Source organism: Kitasatospora sp. NPDC002522, from assembly GCF_053595195.1.
Genome location: NZ_JBSFXE010000004.1, coordinates 186,381 through 203,393 on the forward strand (window position 1 = coordinate 186,381; position 17,013 = coordinate 203,393).

The following is a 17,013-nucleotide window of genomic DNA, read 5'->3' on the forward strand; positions in this document are numbered from 1 at the left end:
ACCAGGTGTCAGCGGTTGGGCGGCGAGGAGCGGCCGGTGCGGTGGTTGCGGGCGGTCTGGCAGTGGATCCGGAAGTCCCCGGGCACGTACGTGTGGCTGGCGGTGCTGGCGATGACGAGCTTCGTGGTGGCCCGGATGGACCCGGGCACGCTCGACTTCTTCCTGGAGAAGCGGTCCACCAACATCGACCAGTTGACGTCCCATCCGGTGCACGCGCTGCTGGCCAGTCTGATCTGGACGGAGCAGGCGAACTTCGCGTTCTACTTCGTGGTCTTCCACCTCTTCCACGTCCCGGCCGAGCGCTGGCTGGGCACCTGGCGCTGGCTGACGGTGGCGCTGACCGCGCACGTGGTGGCGACCTTCGTCAGCGAGGGCGTGGTTGCCTGGGGCGTGCACCACCACGTGCTGCCGGAGAACATGTCGAGCACCATCGACGTCGGCGTCTCGTACGCGCTGGCCGGGGTCGAGGGCGTGCTCACGTACGCCTTCGCCGGGGCCTGGCGGTGGGTGTACGGGGTCGCACTGGTGGGGTTCTACCTGGTGCCGCTGCTGGTCTCGCACACCTTCACCGACCTGGGGCACTTCTGCTCGGTGCTGATCGGGCTGGCGTTCAAGCCGATCACCCGGGGACGGCCGACCTGGGACCCGTGGCGCACCGTGCGTTCGCTGACGGCGAGTCGAAGGTTGACCACACAGGGGACCGACAGGGGTTGAATTCGCCACCGGCTGCGACAGGATGGCCGGATGGTTCATGAACTGATCACTCCTCATACGGACGGCCCCACCCCGCGCCGGATCGCCGACGACCACGTCCGCGCCCTCGCCGAACTGGACCCGCTGACCGCGGCCTACCTCGGGCTCAACCCGGAGGACGACCGGCTGACCGACCTCTCGCCGGCCGGCTCCGCCGCCCTCGCCGACCTCTCCCGCCGCACCCTCGCCGCGCTGGACGCCGCGGAGGCGGCGGGCGCCGCCGACGACGAGGCCGAGCGCCGCTGCGCCCGACTGCTGCGCGAACGCCTGACCGCCGAGCTGGCGGTGCACGACGCCGGCGAGGAGTTCCGCGCGGTGCGCAACCTCGGCTCGCCGGTGCACAACCTGCGCGAGGTCTTCACCCTGCTGCCCACCGACACCGACGAGGACTGGCTGCGGCTGGGCCGCCGGCTGGCCCGGGTGCCGCTGGCGCTGGAGCAGTACCAGGAGACCCTGGAGGAGGGCATCCGCCGCGGGCTGCTGTCGGGCCCCCGTCAAGTGTCCACCGTGGTGGGCCAGTTCGGCGAGTGGATCGCGGGCGAGCGGGAGGGCGGCTGGTTCGCCGAGTTCGTCCGGCCCGCGCCGGAGCACCTGCGGGAGGCGCTGACCGCCACCGCCGTGCAGGCCACCGCCGCCCTCGCCGAACTGCGCGACTGGCTGCGCGACGTCTACGGCCCGGCCGCGGCCGACACCCCGGACGCGGTCGGCCGGGAGCGCTACACCCGCTGGGTGCGCTACTGGACCGGCGCCGAGCTCGACCTGGACGAGGCGTACGCCTGGGCCTGGGAGCAGTTCCACGAGCTGGACGCCCAGATGCGTACTGAGGCGGAGAAGGTGCGGCCGGGGGAGACCCCGATGCGCGCGATGAAGTGGCTGGAGACCGAGGGTCCCGCGATCCGGGGCGAGCAGGCCGTCCAGGAGTACCTGCAGGGCCTGATGGACCAGGCCATCACCGACCTGCAGGGCGTCCACTTCGACCTGGCCGAGCCGCTGCTGCGGGTCGAGTCGAGGATCGCCCCGGCCGGCAGCGCGGCCGCCCCGTACTACACCCAGCCGTCGCTGGACTTCTCCCGCCCCGGCCGCACCTGGCTGCCCACCCTGGGCCGGGAGGCCTTCCCGGTGTGGGACCTGGTCTCCACCTGGTACCACGAGGGCGTTCCGGGTCACCACCTGCAACTCGCCCAGTGGACCCACGTCGCCGACCGGCTCTCCACCTACCAGGTCACCCTCGGCGGCGTCAGCGCCAACCTGGAGGGCTGGGCGCTGTACGCGGAGCGGCTGATGGACGAGCTCGGCTACCTGACCGACCCCGGCCACCGGCTGGGCTACCTGAACGCGCAGATGATGCGGGCGCTGCGGGTGATCGTCGACATCGGCATGCACGCCCAACTGTCCTTCCCCGCCGACTCGCCGTTCCGTCCCGGCGAGGCGATGGACCCGCAGAACGCCCGGGAGTTCTTCGGCGAGTACTGCGGCCTGTCCGTCGACTTCCTGGACAGCGAGCTGGTCCGCTACCTGGGCATGCCCGGCCAGGCGATCGGCTACAAGCTCGGCGAGCGGGCCTGGCTGCGCGGCCGGGCGGCGGCGCGGGCGGCGGCGGAGGCCCGCGGCGAGGAGTTCGACCTGAAGGCCTGGCACATGGCGGCGCTCTCCCAGGGCTCGCTCGGCCTGGACGACCTGGTCACCGAGCTCAGCGCGCTGTAGCCCGGGAGCCGTCCCGGGTGGCCGATGCGGCCGGACATCCGGGACACCGTCCCACATCGTGACACAACCGGACATACCGCCTTGCCCTTCTCCCTGACCGGGAGTTGTGTGGAGGAAGCGCCGTGCGCTCCCTTGCCCCACTCCCGATCTGCGGAAGGCGGCCCTACGGTGACCCCCCAGCACGCCCCCGACTCCCAGGCGGCGGATCCGCGCCGCTGGTGGGCCCTGGCGGTCATCGCCATCGCCCAGCTGATGATCGTGCTCGACGCGACCATCGTGAACATCGCCCTGCCGTCCGCGCAGAAGGCGCTCGGCATCTCCGACGGCAACCGCCAGTGGGTGATCACCGCCTACCTGCTGGCCTTCGGTGGACTCCTGCTGCTCGGCGGCCGGATCGGCGACCTGTACGGCCGCAAGCGGACCTTCATCATCGGCCTGCTCGGCTTCGCGTTCGCCTCCGCCCTCGGCGGCTTCGCCACCACCGGCGCGGTGCTGTTCATCGCCCGCGCCCTGCAGGGCGCGTTCGGCGCCCTGCTCGCCCCGTCGGCGCTGTCGCTGCTCTCCACCACCTTCAAGGACCCGCGCGAACGCGCCACCGCCTTCGGCGTCTTCGGCGCTCTGGCCGGCTGCGGCGCCGCGATCGGCCTGATCACCGGCGGCCTGCTCACCGAGTACCTGTCCTGGCGCTGGTGCCTGTACGTCAACGTCCCGATCGCCATCGCCGCCGCGATCGGTGCGTACTACCTGCTGCAGCGCGACCACATCGACCGCGCGCACCGCATCCCGCTAGACCTGCCAGGCGCGGTGCTCGGCTGCGGCGGCCTGCTCGCCATCGTCTACGGCACCTCCGAAGCGGTCTCCCGCGGTTGGAGCGACTGGCTGGTGCTCGGCTCGCTGAGCCTGGGCGTCGTCCTGCTGGCGGTCTTCGCCCTCGTCGAGCGCCGCACCGCGCACGCGCTGCTGCCGATGCACCTGATCAGCGACCGCAACCGGGCCGGCGGCGCGCTCTCGGTCGGCCTCGCCGTGATCGGCATGTACGGCCTGTTCCTGTTCCTCACCTACTACCTGCAGGGCATCAAGGGGTACTCGCCGGTCATGGCCGGCGTCTCCTTCCTCCCGATGACCGCCGCGATCATCCTCGCCGCCACCGGCATCGCCTCCCGGCTGATGACCCGCGTCCCGTCCCGGAACCTGGTCGTCCCCGGGCTGCTGTTCGGCGCCGGCGGCATGGCCTGGCTGACCCAGCTCCAGGTCGACAGCCCGTACGGCACCATGGTGCTGCCCGCCGAACTGCTGCTCGGCTTCGGCATGGGCCTGGTCTTCATGCCGACCATGAGCCTGTCCACCCTCGGCGTCCCGCCGAACGAGACCGGCGCGGCTTCCGCGATCATCAACAGCGCCCAGCAGGTGGGCGGTTCGATCGGCACCGCGCTGCTCAACACCATCGCCGCCAGTGCCACCGCGACCTACCTGGCGGTGGCCGGCCGCAACGCCGCCGATCCGGCCACCCAGGCGGTGGGCGCGGTGCACGGCTACACGGTGGCCACCACCGTCGCGATGGGCATCCTGCTGGCGGCCGCGGTGATCGCGTTCCTGATGATCAACCACCGCCCGGCGCCGGGCGAGGCCGAGGGCAGGACCGCCGAGTCCGACGAGGCGCAGGTGCTCGCCTGACGCCGCGGCACTCAGGGTGTCGATCCCGTTCCGGCGCCCGTTCATGAGAACCTGCTGTCCGCCGTCGGAAATCTCACGAGTCTCCCAGACACCCATCACGGCATTTCCAGCTCGGCAGCGCATATTTTGAGTGTTCAGTATCAGTGTCCACGCCGGTCCCCGGCGTGGACACCGCGTTGACCGCCGACCGGGCAGGAACGGGGCCGAGGATTGGGACGCCACCGCAGGGCGCGCAGCCGCCGCTCGCTCCGACCCGTCGTCGTCACCTCCGTGCTCGCCGTCGGCGTGGCCGGAGCGATAGCGGCGGTGGGCCTGCTCTCCGCCAACACCGCGCGTTCGAACGACAGTGCCTTCGCCGGGTCGGCCGACTCCGCCCCGAGCGCCGCGGCCACCGTCGTCCCCGCGGCGCCGAGCCCGACGCCCAGCCCCACGCCGTCCGAGGCGGAGGAACAGCTGCAGCGCGCCGCCCAGTCCATCGACCCGAGCGACGCGCCCCGCCAACTCATGCCGACCGCCCCGCCGGACGTCACCCTCGGCGTCACCGCCGCCGTCGCCGCGGGCCCCGAGGCCAACCGGGTCGGCGCGCTGTTCACCGGCGCCGCGGGCCCCGGCAACCACGTCTGCACCGCCAGCGTGATCGACAGCCCCGGCCGCGACCTGATCCTCACCGCCGCCCACTGCCTCGACACCGCCGACGGCGTCACCTTCGCCCCCGGCTATCGTGACGGCCAGACCCCGTACGGCAGTTGGCAGGTCACCAAGATCTACACCGCGGACGGCTGGCGCTCCGGCAGCGACCCCGACGAGGACTTCGCGATCCTCCGGGTCGCCCCCCAGGGCGGCCGCCGGATCGAGGACGTGGTCGGCGGCAACCCGTTGGGCACCGACGCCTCCTGGACCGCCCAGACCCGCCTGTACGGCTACCCCGCCGGCACCGAGGCGCCCATCCTCTGCACCAACGCCACCGCCCGCCAGGACACCTTCCAGCGCCGCATCGACTGCCCCTCCTTCCCGGGCGGCACCAGCGGCGGCCCGTTCGTCGACACCGCCACCGGCAAGGTGGTCGGCGTCATCGGCGGCTACCAGCAGGGCGGCGACACCGACGACACCTCCTACAGCGCCTACTTCGACCACACGGTGGCGGACCTGCTCAAGCAGGCCGCCGGCGGCTGACGGCCCGTCAACCGGCCCTCCGCGCCCGCCCCGGCCTTCCCTTCCTTCGCATCCGGACCACAATGGGGCGTCAGCCCCGTACGGACACGGACAGGAGACCCGGACAGGTGTTCCGCCGCTGGTGGTTCCTCGGCCTGCTGCGCGCTCCCCAGCGGACCGCGCCGCCCCCCACCCGCCGCGAGCTGCGCGAACAGCAGGCGCTGCTGATCGGCGAGTGGGAGGTGCTGCGCGAACGGCTGCGCACCCTGGCCGCGGACCGGGTCACCGCCGCCGGCACGGTCTTCCGCGCCGCCGAACTCCGGCTCTCCGCCGCCGAGTCGGCCGCCCACCGCAGCTACCAGTGGGCGCTGGAGGCGTACGAGGCGGCCGGCCGGCTGCTCGACCAGGCCGACGCGCCCGAGACCGACCTGCCCGACCTGGCCGCCGCGGTCGTGCTCGCCGAACAGGCCGTCGAACGGCTCGCCGCCGCGCACGCGCTGCACGCCGGGCAGCGGCCCGAGCCGCCCGCGGTGCGCTGCTACTACAACCCGCTGCACGGACCCGCCGGCCACCAGCCGACCCGCAAGGGCAAGAAGGCCCGCCAGCGGCCCACCCACACGGCCCGCGAGGCCGCCGCCGACCGCCGTCCCGCCTGCCCGTCCTGCCGCCGCGCGATCCTGGCCGGCCAGCAGCCCGACGTCCTCCCGGCCCTGCTCCCCGCCAAGCCCGGCCCCACCCTGGTCCCCTACTACACCGTCCCCCAGCAGTGGTCCCCCTGGTCCACCACCGCCTGCGGCGCCTACGACCCCACCACCCCCGCCCTCATCCTCCGCGGAGCCCACCGCCGCCACCCACCCCGCTGACGCCCCACCTACCGCCGCTTCCGGCTCTCGGCGGCCCGCCGTTCCACATCCGCCAGGAACCACTCGGGCACCTCGCCGGTGGCCCGCAGGCGGCCGCGCTCCTCGGCGGACAGCCGCTCCGAAGCCGCATCGACCGCGAACGCGTAGTCGTGCATCCGCCCCGACGACCCCTCACGCCGCATGTCCCCGGCAATCCCCGCCGCAGTCCCGCCCTGCCGCCCGCCCGACGCCGCAGTCAGCGCCAGCAACCAGCCGAACGGCCCGACCCTGCGCGCTTTCTTCCCCAACCGATCCCGAACGGCCAACCAGCACAACCGCTCATCCGTCAGGCTCGGCACCTGCTGCCCCTGCCCCATGCGTACGCCCTCCCTGATATCGGCCGGGAGCCTACTCGCCGCCGCGTACCCCTGCCGACCGGCCCGCGCACCCAGCCCCGGCCCCACAACGACGAAGGTCCAGACCGGCGGATGAACTCCGCTGATCTGGACCTCTACTGCACTTCTATCCGAAGTGCCCCCGGCAGGATTCGAACCTGCGCACCCGCCTCCGGAGGGCGGTGCTCTATCCCCTGAGCTACGGGGGCCGGTTGGCCGGTCGCGTGGTGCTCGGTGCGACGTGGAGAACATTACCAGGCCGTGGGGGTGGTCCGTGCACGCGTTTCGGGTGGGGCGGGCTGACGGGTCGTCGGGGGTGGGGGAAGTGCGGAAAGGGCGGACGCGGTGAGGTGGGCGCGGCTACCCTCGGTGAGGTGGCGGCGACGTCTGGGCGGGTTCTCGTGGTGGACGACAGCGAGGTGATCCGCCAACTGATCAGGGTCAACCTGGAGCTGGAGGGCTTCGAGGTGGTGACCGCCGCCGACGGTGCCGAGTGCCTGGAGGTGGTCCGCCGGGTCGCGCCGGACGTGATCACCCTGGACGTGGTGATGCCGCGCCTGGACGGCCTGCGGACGGCGGCCCGGCTGCGCGCCTCGCGCGACACCGCACACCTGCCGATCGCGATCGTCAGCGCCTGCACGCCGGCGGACCTGGAGCGCGGCGCCTCGGTGGGCGTGGACGGGTACCTGGCGAAGCCGTTCGATCCGGCGGACCTGGTGGAGCTGGTGCGGCGGCTGAGCGAATCGACCCGCTCGCCGCGTGCGGAGCGCCGCTTCGCGTACGACTTCGGCACCGCAGGCGGGAGCGGTTCGCAAACCCCCCGCGATTCAGCTCTGAGCGAACACCCGCAGGAACTTGTTCCGCCGGAGGAGCCGCACCCGTGAGAAGTGCCCGCCAGCGGCGACGTTCGACGAGACGAAGCACAGTGGCCGGCGCGACGCGGATCTCGACCCGCAAACCGAGTGGCGGTCGGGTACCCCGTCTCGCCTAGGCTGGGCACCGTGACACCCGCAGAACTCTCCCAGGCAGTCCAGGCCGCCGTCAGCGCCGCCATCGAGGCCGGCGACCTGACCGTCGACGTGCCCGCGCACGTGACGGTCGAGCGGCCCAAGAACAGGGACCACGGCGACTACGCCACCAACGTGGCCCTCCAGCTCGCGAAGCCGGCCGGCAAGCCGCCGCGCGCCGTCGCGGAGATCCTGGCCGGGCGTCTGCGAGAGATCACCGGCATCGCGAAGGTCGACATCGCCGGTCCGGGCTTCCTGAACATCACGCTGGACGCCGCCACCCAGGGCGGGCTGGCGCGCACCATCGTCGAGGCGGGCGAGGCGTACGGCCGCAACGAGGCGCTCAAGGGCCTGAAGATCAACCTGGAGTTCGTCTCGGCGAACCCGACCGGCCCGATCCACATCGGCGGCGTCCGCTGGGCCGCCGTCGGCGACTCGCTGGCCCGGGTGCTCAAGGCCACCGGCGCCGAGGTGTCCACCGAGTACTACCTCAACGACGCCGGCGTGCAGATCACCAAGTTCGCCAAGTCGCTGAAGGCCGCCGCCAACGGACAGCCCGTCCCCGAGGACGGCTACGTCGGCGAGTACATCGTCGACATCGCCAAGGCCGTCACCGAGGGCGTCCCCGGCATCCTGGAGCAGCCCGAGGACGAGCAGCTGCAGACCTTCCGCACCGAGGGCCTGAAGCTGATGGTCGCCGAGATCCAGCGGTCGATGGCCGAGTTCGGCGTGCACTTCGACACCTGGTTCTCCGAGCAGTCGCTGCACGACTCCGGCGCGGTGGAGAAGGCGATCGAGCGGCTGCGCGAGCAGGGCCACGTCTTCGACCGGGACGGCGCGATCTGGCTGCGCACCACCGACTTCGGTGACGACAAGGACCGCGTCCTGATCAAGGCCGACGGCGAGACCACCTACTTCGCCGCCGACGCCGCCTACTACCTGAGCAAGCGGGACCGCGGCGCGGAGGTCTCGGTCTACATGCTCGGCGCCGACCACCACGGCTACGTCAACCGCCTCAAGGCCATCGCGGCCTGCGCGGGCGACGACATGGACCGCAACATCGAGGTGATGATCGGTCAGTTCGTGAAGATGCTGCGCGACGGCAAGGAGGTCCGGCTCTCCAAGCGCGCGGGCAACATCATCACGATCGACGACGTGATCGACTGGATCGGCGTGGACGCCGCCCGCTACATGCTGGTGCGGCAGTCCACCGACTCCACCATCACCATCGACATCGACCTGGTGACCAGCGCCCGCCGGGAGAACCCGGTCTACTACGTGCAGTACGCGCACGCCCGGATGAGCGCGGTGCAGCGCAACGCGGTGGAGAAGGGCATCACCCGCAGCGCGGACTTCAAACCGGAGCTGCTGAGCACCGAGTGGGAGAACGACCTGCTCGGCCAGCTCGGCGAGTTCCCGCGGGTGCTGGCCAAGGCCGGCGAGCTGCGCGAGCCGCACCACGTGGCCACGTACCTGGAGGAGCTGGCCCGCGCCTACCACCGGTTCTACGACAACTGCCAGATCCTGCCGAAGGGCGACGAGGAGGTCACCGACCTCACGCACGCCCGCCTCTGGCTGGCCGACGCCACGCGAACGACGCTGGCCAACGGCCTCCACCTGCTGGGCGTCTCGGCGCCCGAGCGGATGTAAGCACCACACCCCCACCGCGCAGCACAGCGGGGGCGGCTGACCGGTCGACGGCGACCGGTCGCCGCCCCTCGCCATAGGTCGAGGAAGTCAGCCACAGATGAGTCGCTCCGCCCACCCCGCAGGTCCCCGCCACGGCGACGTGCTGCCCGAGGGCCACTACCAGGCCCCGCCGGCCGACCTGAACGCGCTCGACCCCAAGGTCTGGTCGCGCACCGTGACCCGGAACGCCGAGGGCGTCGCCACCGTCGGCGGCGTCGACGTGCGCACCCTGGCCGCCGAGTTCGGCACCCCCGCGTACGTGATGGACGAGGCCGACTTCCGGGCCCGCGCCCGGGCCTGGCGGGACGCCTTCGGCGACCGCGCCGACGTCTACTACGCGGGCAAGGCGTTCCTCTCCAAGGCCGTGGTGCGCTGGCTGCACGAGGAGGGGCTGAACGTCGACGTCTGCTCCGCCGGTGAGCTGCACGTGGCGCTGGCGGCCGGGATGCCGGGGGAGCGGATCGCGCTGCACGGCAACAACAAGTCGGTGGCGGAGCTGGAGCAGGCGGTGAAGGCCGGGGTGGGCCACATCGTGGTCGACTCCTACCAGGAGATCGAGCGGCTGGCCGAGATCGCCGGGGCGCAGGGCGTGCGGCAGCCGGTGCTGATCCGGATCACCGTCGGCGTCGAGGCGCACACCCACGAGTTCATCGCCACCGCGCACGAGGACCAGAAGTTCGGGCTGTCGCTGAACGGCGGCTCGGCGGCCGAGGCGGTCCGCCGGGTGCTCGCGCAGCCCAGCCTGGAGCTGCGCGGCATCCACTCGCACATCGGCTCGCAGATCTTCGACTTCGCGGGCTTCGAGGTGGCCGCCCGCCGGGTGGTCGGCCTGCTCGCCGAGATCCGCGACGAGCACGGCGTCGAGCTGCCGGAGATCGACCTGGGCGGCGGCCTGGGCATCGCCTACACCGCCGACGACGACCCGCGGGAGCCCGCCGAGATCGCCGCCTCGCTCAGCGAGATCGTCCGACGCGAGTGCGCAGCGGCCGAGTTGACGGTGCCGCGGATCTCGGTGGAGCCGGGCCGGGCGATCGTCGGCCCGACCGCGTTCACGCTGTACGAGGTCGGCACGGTCAAGCCGCTGGAGGGCCTGCGCACCTACGTCAGCGTGGACGGCGGGATGTCGGACAACATCCGCACCGCGCTGTACGACGCCGAGTACTCGGTGGCGCTGGTCTCCCGCACCAGCGACGCCGAGCCGATGCTGGTCCGGGTGGTCGGCAAGCACTGCGAGTCCGGCGACATCGTGGTCCGGGACGCCTTCCTGCCGGCCGACCTGGCCCCCGGCGACCTGATCGCGGTGCCCGCCACCGGCGCGTACTGCCGGTCGATGGCGAGCAACTACAACCACGCCCTCAAGCCTCCGGTGCTGGCCGTCGCGGACGGCGCGGCCCGGGTCATCGTCCGCCGCGAGACGGAGGAGGATCTCCTGCGGCTCGATATCGGCTGACGAAATTTTCGTCTCAGAACGTGGACCAGCCGTAGATCCGTGCGGAAAGTCCCGGAGACTGGTGGGGACCGAACAGCCCCCGGGGACCCCAGAGGCCCCGGCGGGGACCGAAGAATGCAGAGCGGAGTCGGATGATGCGTACGCGCCCGCTGAAGGTGGCGTTGCTGGGCTGTGGTGTGGTGGGCTCCGAGGTGGCGCGCATCATGACGACGACGGCCGACGACCTCGCCGCGCGCATCGGCGCCCCGGTCGAGCTCGCGGGCATCGCGGTCCGGCGCGCCGGGCGTCCCCGTCCCGGGGTGCCCGAGCACCTGCTGACCACCGACGCCGAGGCCCTGGTGAGCCGCGACGACATCGACGTGGTGGTCGAGGTGGTGGGCGGCATCGAGCCGTCCAAGTCGCTGCTGCTGAAAGCCTTCGCGCACGGCGCCTCGGTGGTCTCCGCCAACAAGGCGCTGCTCGCCAAGGACGGCGCGGAACTGCACGCCGCGGCCGCCGCGGCCGGCGCCGACCTCTACTACGAGGCCGCGGTGGCCGGGGCGATCCCGCTGCTGCGCCCGCTGCGCGAGTCGCTGGCCGGCGACAAGGTGAACCGGGTGCTGGGCATCGTCAACGGCACCACCAACTTCATCCTCGACAAGATGGACTCCACCGGCGCCGGGTACTCCGAGGCGCTGGAGGAGGCCACCGCGCTCGGCTACGCCGAGGCCGACCCGACCGCCGACGTGGAGGGCTTCGACGCCGCCGCGAAGGCCGCCATCCTGGCCGGGATCGCCTTCCACACCAAGGTCACCGCCGCGGACGTCTACCGCGAGGGCATCACCGAGGTGACCGCCGCCGACATCGCCTCCGCCAAGCAGATGGGCTGCGTGGTCAAGCTGCTGGCGATCTGCGAGCGGTCCGCCGACGGCACCTCGGTCACCGCCCGGGTGCACCCGGCGATGATCCCGCTCAGCCACCCGCTGGCCTCCGTCCGGGAGGCCTACAACGCGGTGTTCGTGGAGGCCGAGGCGGCCGGCCGGCTGATGTTCTACGGCCCGGGCGCGGGCGGCTCGCCGACCGCCTCCGCGGTCCTCGGCGACCTGGTCGCGGTCTGCCGCAACAAGCTGAGCGGCACCACCGGGCCCGGCGACTCGGTCTACGCCCAGCTGCCCGCCAAGCCGATGGACGAGGTCGTCACCCGGTACCACGTCAGCCTGGACGTGGACGACCGGGCCGGTGTGCTGGCCCAGGTCGCGTCCGTCTTCGCCGAGCACGGCGTCTCCATCGACACCGTGCGCCAGCAGGGCCGCGACGGCGACGCCGCGCTCGTCGTGGTCACCCACCGCGCCACCGACGCCGCGCTGTCGGCGACGGTCGACAAGCTCCGCGCACTGGACAGCGTGCGCGACGTGGCCAGCATCATGCGGGTCGAAGGGGAGTAAGACATGAACGCCGTGATTGCCCGAGGCACCCACACGCACCAGTGGCGCGGCCTCATCGAGGAGTACCGGGACCGGCTGCCGGTCACCGCCTCCACCCCGGTGGTCACCCTGCTCGAGGGCGGCACGCCGCTGGTCCCCGCGCAGGTGCTCTCCGAGCGCACCGGCTGCGACGTCTACCTCAAGGTGGAGGGCGCCAACCCGACCGGCTCCTTCAAGGACCGCGGGATGACGATGGCCATCTCCAAGGCCAAGGAGGACGGCGCCCAGGCCGTCATCTGCGCCTCCACCGGCAACACCTCGGCCTCCGCCGCCGCCTACGCGGTGCGGGCCGGGATGGTCTGCGCGGTGCTGGTCCCGCAGGGCAAGATCGCCCTCGGCAAGATGGGCCAGGCGCTGGTGCACGGCGCGAAGATCCTGCAGGTGGACGGCAACTTCGACGACTGCCTGACGCTGGCCCGCGAGCTGTCCGAGAAGTACCCGGTGGCGCTGGTCAACTCGGTCAACCCGGTGCGCATCGAGGGCCAGAAGACCGCCGCCTTCGAGATCGTCGACATGCTCGGCGACGCCCCCGACATCCACGTCCTCCCGGTCGGCAACGCGGGCAACATCACCGCCTACTGGAAGGGCTACCGCGAGTACGCGGCGGACGGCCTGGCCGCCCGCACCCCGCGGATGTGGGGCTTCCAGGCGTCCGGCTCGGCCCCGATCGTGGACGGCGCCCCGGTGCTCAAGCCGCAGACCATCGCGACCGCGATCCGGATCGGCAACCCCGCCTCCTGGGACTTCGCGCTCGCCGCGCGGGACGAGTCCGGCGGCCTCATCGACAAGGTGACGGACCGTCAGATCCTGTCCGCGTACCGCCTGTTGGCCGCGCAGGAGGGCGTCTTCGTGGAGCCCGCCTCGGCCGCCTCGGTGGCCGGCCTGCTGGCCAAGGCGGAGGCCGGCCTGGTCGACCCCGGCCAGCGGATCGTCTGCACCGTCACCGGCAACGGCCTGAAGGACCCGGACTGGGCGGTGGCCGGCGCGCCGCAGCCGCAGATCGTCCCGATCGACGCGGAGGCCGCCGCGGTCCGCCTCGGCCTGCTGGACTGACCGGACGTCAGCCGGCTGACCGCACGTCAGCACCCGGGCCGGCCCCCCGACGGGGGGCCGGCCCGGGGCGGCCTCTTTCGAGTCAATTCAGCGGCGTTTTCACGCTTCTTTGGCAACACGGAAGATCGAAGCCGAGCAGGGTGTACCGCTCTGGAACTTCTCTTCGATACGCTGGACCCCGGCGGGCCGCGCCGTGATCCGCGCGCCTGACGCCCCGCCGCCGTACCACGCAGGCCCCGTCGTCCGGGCCTCATCTCACTCCCCAGGAGAGTCCACCGCATGGCCGGTCCCGCGTTCCGCGCCGCCGCCGTCCGGGTCCGCGTCCCCGCGACCAGCGCCAACCTCGGCCCCGGCTTCGACGCCTTCGGCCTCGCTCTGGGCCTCTACGACGACGTGGTGGTGCGCGTCTCCGACTCCGGACTCAGCGTGGACATCGCCGGCGAGGGCTCCGAGAACCTGGCCCGCGACGAGCGCCACCTGGTGGTCCGCTCGATGCGCGCCGCCTTCGACCGGCTCGGCGGACAGCCCCGCGGCCTCGAAGTGGTCTGCGCCAACCGGATACCGCACGGCCGCGGCCTCGGCTCCTCGTCCGCGGCGATCTGCGCCGGCATCGTCGCCGCCCGCGCGGTCACCATCGGCGGCGCCTCCGCGCTCGACGACGACGCGCTGCTCGCCCTCGCCTCCGAGCTGGAGGGCCACCCCGACAACGTCGCCGCCTGTCTGCGCGGCAACTTCACCGTCGCCTGGACCGAGGACGACGGCCTCGCCCGCACCATCACGCTGGACCCCTCCGACCGGGTCGTCCCGGTGGTGTTCATCCCGTCCACCGAGGTGCTCACCGAGACCGCCCGCGGCCTGCTCCCCAAGACGGTCCCGCTGTCCGACGCCGCGCTCAACGCCGGCCGCGCCGCCCTGCTGGTCGAGGCGCTCACCCGCCGCCCCGAACTGCTGCTCACCGCCACCGAGGACCGCCTCCACCAGGACTACCGCGCCTCCGCGATGCCGGACAGCGCCGCCCTGGTCGGCGCGCTGCGCGCCGAGGGCGTCCCCGCGGTCATCTCGGGTGCCGGACCGACCGTGCTCGCGCTCACCGACGAGGCCGGCGCCGACAAGGTCCTCAACTTCGCCGGTCCGCAGTTCGCGGCACACCGGTTGGAGCTCGACCGCACCGGCGCCACCGTCCTGCCACTCGACATGTGAGACGGACACGATTGACAAGGACAGGGCTGGGGAATGTGTCAGGGGGTAGGTAGTGTTAACCTCATTGCTGCACCAGGTGCCCTCCGGGGCCGGGTGCGACGCATCCCGATCCCGATCTCCCGTCGTCACGGGGGCCGGAAGCTCGGGAGCACGATTCTCCGGGAGTCCGCCACACCGCGTACGCAGCCTGCCTGCGCGATTGCGGCCCATCCCGAAGCCGTGACGGCACCAGACTCCCACCCGCAGCCTCCGCACTGAGGCCTGGTCGGGCGGGGCCCGGAATGCCGCCGCGCGACGGGGGCCCGGGCATCGCAGGCGCAGCGAGGTCGGCACGAGTTCCGACCATCCGCGTCACTTCGCACCACAGTGCATCGCACTTCGCAGCTCCCCGGAAAGGATCAGCCTTTCGGGGGAATCCAGCCCCTGACCAGCGCAAAGAGACGTTGGACAGGACAGCACAACCGGTCGCCGTGCCAGACAGGCCGACGTCCGCTCCAGGGAAGGACCCTTAGTGAGCGACACCACCGATCTGATGGGCGCGCGCCCGGACGCCGAAGCGTCGGACGCAGCCGCCGCCCCCGCGGCTCCGGCGCGACGCCGTCGTACCGCTGCCGCCGGCCTGGACGGCCTGGTCCTGGCCGAGCTCCAGAAGCTCGCCTCGACCCTCGGGATCAGCGGTACCGGGCGGATGCGCAAGAGCCAGCTGATCGAGGCCATCAAGGAGAAGAGCGGCGGAGACCCGCTGCTCGCGGGCGGTTCCGCCCCCGCCGCTCCGGCCGCCAAGAAGGCCGCCAAGGCCGCCGCCCCCGCCGTCGAGGCTCCCGCCGCGGAGGCCCCGGCCGCCGAGGAGAAGCCGGCCCGCCGGACCCGCGCCGCCGCCGCCACCGAGACGCAGCCGCAGGCGCAGATCGAGATCCCGGTGCAGGCCGCCAGCGAGACCGCGGCCGCCGCCGCCCGGGCCGAGCGTCCGCGCCGCCGGGCCACCGCCGCCGCCGGCGCCCCGACCGCCGAGGCCGCTGCCGCCGAGCAGGCCCAGTCCGCCGTCGTCGCCGAGGCCAAGGCGGAGGGCCAGCGCCCCGCCGCCGCCGAGGGCGAGGGCCGGATCGAGCGCCGTGACCGCCGGGACCGCCGCGACCGCCGCGAGGGCGGCGAGCGCACCGAGGCCGCCACGGCCGAGAGCGACAACGACGTCCGCGAGTCCCGCCGGGACCGCCGCAACCGCCGCGAGCGCGACCGCGCCGACCGGCAGGGCGGTTCGCAGCAGCAGGACGGCGGCCAGAGCCGTCAGCAGAACCAGGGCCAGGGCCAGAACCAGCAGGGCGGTTCGCAGCAGCAGGGCGGCGGCGCCCAGCAGCAGGGCGGCTACGACGACGACGAGTTCGGCGACGGTCGCCGCGGCCGCCGTGGCCGCTACCGCGACCGCCGGGGCCGTCGCCGCGACGGCTTCGAGGGCGCGGCCGGCCCCGAGGTCCCGCTGAGCGACGACGACGTCCTGATTCCCGTCGCGGGCATCCTGGACATCCTGGACAACTACGCGTTCGTCCGGACCTCCGGCTACCTGCCCGGCCAGAACGACGTCTACGTCTCGCTGGCCCAGGTCCGCAAGCACGGCCTGCGCAAGGGCGACGCCATCACCGGCGCCGTCCGGCAGCCGAAGGACGGCGAGCGCCGCGAGAAGTTCAACGCGCTGGTCCGCCTGGACTCCGTCAACGGCATGGACCCGGACAGCGGCCGCGGCCGCCCCGAGTTCGGCAAGCTGACCCCGCTGTACCCGCAGGAGCGGCTGCGCCTGGAGACCGACCCGGGCGTCCTGACCACCCGGATCATCGACCTGGTGTCGCCGATCGGCAAGGGCCAGCGCGGTCTGATCGTGGCCCCGCCGAAGACCGGCAAGACCATGATCATGCAGTCGATCGCCAACGCGATCACGCACAACAACCCCGAGTGCCACCTGATGGTCGTCCTGGTCGACGAGCGTCCGGAAGAGGTCACCGACATGCAGCGGTCGGTGAAGGGCGAGGTCATCTCCTCGACCTTCGACCGCCCGGCCGAGGACCACACCACCGTCGCCGAGCTGGCCATCGAGCGCGCCAAGCGCCTGGTGGAGCTGGGCCACGACGTGGTCATCCTGCTGGACTCGATCACCCGCCTGGGCCGCGCCTACAACCTGGCCGCGCCCGCCTCCGGCCGCATCCTGTCCGGTGGTGTCGACTCGACCGCGCTGTACCCGCCGAAGAAGTTCTTCGGTGCCGCGCGCAACATCGAGAACGGCGGCTCGCTGACCATCCTGGCCACCGCGCTGGTCGAGACCGGCTCGCGGATGGACGAGGTGATCTTCGAGGAGTTCAAGGGCACCGGCAACATGGAGCTCAAGCTCGACCGGAAGCTCTCCGACAAGCGCATCTTCCCCTCCGTCGACGTGGACGTCTCCGGCACCCGCAAGGAGGAGATCCTGCTCGGTCACGAGGAGCTGTCGATCGTCTGGAAGCTGCGCCGGGTGCTGCACGCGCTCGACTCGCAGCAGGCGATCGAGCTGCTGCTCGACAAGATGAAGCAGACCAAGTCGAACGCCGAGTTCCTGATGCAGATCGCCAAGACCACCCCCGGTTCCAGCGACTGACGCGTCACGCC

13 protein-coding genes and 1 tRNA gene are annotated in these 17,013 nt (G+C 72.5%); 12 read left to right on the top strand and 2 right to left on the bottom strand.

Going from position 1 to position 17,013, the window contains the following annotated elements:
- Window positions 1-36 precede the first annotated feature (36 nt).
- From ACWD4U_RS04995 to ACWD4U_RS05015, 5 genes are all read left to right on the top strand, one after another.
- Complete coding sequence (locus ACWD4U_RS04995) at window positions 37-714, top strand: rhomboid-like protein (protein WP_449787107.1); 678 nt, start codon at window positions 37-39, stop codon at window positions 712-714.
- A 30-nt stretch (window positions 715-744) separates the two neighbouring features.
- On the top strand, window positions 745-2,457 hold the full coding sequence (locus tag ACWD4U_RS05000; protein ID WP_363449946.1) for a DUF885 domain-containing protein: 1,713 nt from the start codon (window positions 745-747) through the stop codon (window positions 2,455-2,457).
- Between the two features lie 168 nt (window positions 2,458-2,625).
- Entirely contained in the window at window positions 2,626-4,131 is a 1,506-nt protein-coding gene (locus ACWD4U_RS05005) for an MFS transporter (RefSeq protein ID WP_363449944.1), read from the top strand.
- 210 nt (window positions 4,132-4,341) lie between these two features.
- On the top strand, window positions 4,342-5,304 hold the full coding sequence (locus tag ACWD4U_RS05010; RefSeq protein WP_363449942.1) for a trypsin-like serine peptidase: 963 nt from the start codon (window positions 4,342-4,344) through the stop codon (window positions 5,302-5,304).
- 107 nt (window positions 5,305-5,411) lie between these two features.
- Window positions 5,412-6,146, top strand: coding sequence for a hypothetical protein (locus ACWD4U_RS05015; RefSeq protein ID WP_363449940.1), 735 nt, complete (start codon window positions 5,412-5,414; stop codon window positions 6,144-6,146).
- A gap of 8 nt (window positions 6,147-6,154) precedes the next feature.
- On the opposite strand, the gene ACWD4U_RS05020 is transcribed toward ACWD4U_RS05015, so the two are convergent.
- Entirely contained in the window at window positions 6,155-6,502 is a 348-nt protein-coding gene (locus ACWD4U_RS05020) for a hypothetical protein (protein ID WP_363449938.1), read from the bottom strand.
- 155 nt (window positions 6,503-6,657) lie between these two features.
- Window positions 6,658-6,729, bottom strand: a tRNA-Arg gene (locus ACWD4U_RS05025).
- A gap of 165 nt (window positions 6,730-6,894) precedes the next feature.
- Between ACWD4U_RS05025 and ACWD4U_RS05030 the strand changes: the two genes are divergently transcribed.
- The 7 genes from ACWD4U_RS05030 (at window position 6,895) to rho (ending at window position 17,002) form a co-directional block, all read left to right on the top strand.
- Entirely contained in the window at window positions 6,895-7,404 is a 510-nt protein-coding gene (locus ACWD4U_RS05030) for a response regulator (protein ID WP_363449936.1), read from the top strand.
- Window positions 7,405-7,521: 117 nt separating this feature from the next.
- Window positions 7,522-9,177, top strand: a complete 1,656-nt coding sequence (gene argS, locus ACWD4U_RS05035; RefSeq protein ID WP_363449934.1) for an arginine--tRNA ligase — start codon at window positions 7,522-7,524, stop codon at window positions 9,175-9,177.
- 97 nt (window positions 9,178-9,274) lie between these two features.
- Window positions 9,275-10,666: a diaminopimelate decarboxylase gene (lysA, locus tag ACWD4U_RS05040; RefSeq protein ID WP_363449931.1), complete on the top strand. Its 1,392-nt coding sequence runs from the start codon at window positions 9,275-9,277 to the stop codon at window positions 10,664-10,666.
- 131 nt (window positions 10,667-10,797) lie between these two features.
- On the top strand, window positions 10,798-12,090 hold the full coding sequence (locus ACWD4U_RS05045) for a homoserine dehydrogenase (RefSeq protein ID WP_363449929.1): 1,293 nt from the start codon (window positions 10,798-10,800) through the stop codon (window positions 12,088-12,090).
- Between the two features lie 3 nt (window positions 12,091-12,093).
- Window positions 12,094-13,182 carry a threonine synthase gene (thrC, locus tag ACWD4U_RS05050; RefSeq protein WP_449787108.1) on the top strand — a complete coding sequence of 363 codons (1,089 nt, stop codon included), beginning with the start codon at window positions 12,094-12,096 and terminating at the stop codon, window positions 13,180-13,182.
- 279 nt (window positions 13,183-13,461) lie between these two features.
- Window positions 13,462-14,382 (top strand): homoserine kinase, encoded by a 921-nt coding sequence (gene thrB / locus ACWD4U_RS05055; RefSeq protein WP_363449927.1) that lies wholly within the window; start codon window positions 13,462-13,464, stop codon window positions 14,380-14,382.
- Between the two features lie 511 nt (window positions 14,383-14,893).
- On the top strand, window positions 14,894-17,002 hold the full coding sequence (rho, locus tag ACWD4U_RS05060; protein WP_363449925.1) for a transcription termination factor Rho: 2,109 nt from the start codon (window positions 14,894-14,896) through the stop codon (window positions 17,000-17,002).
- Window positions 17,003-17,013 lie beyond the last annotated feature (11 nt).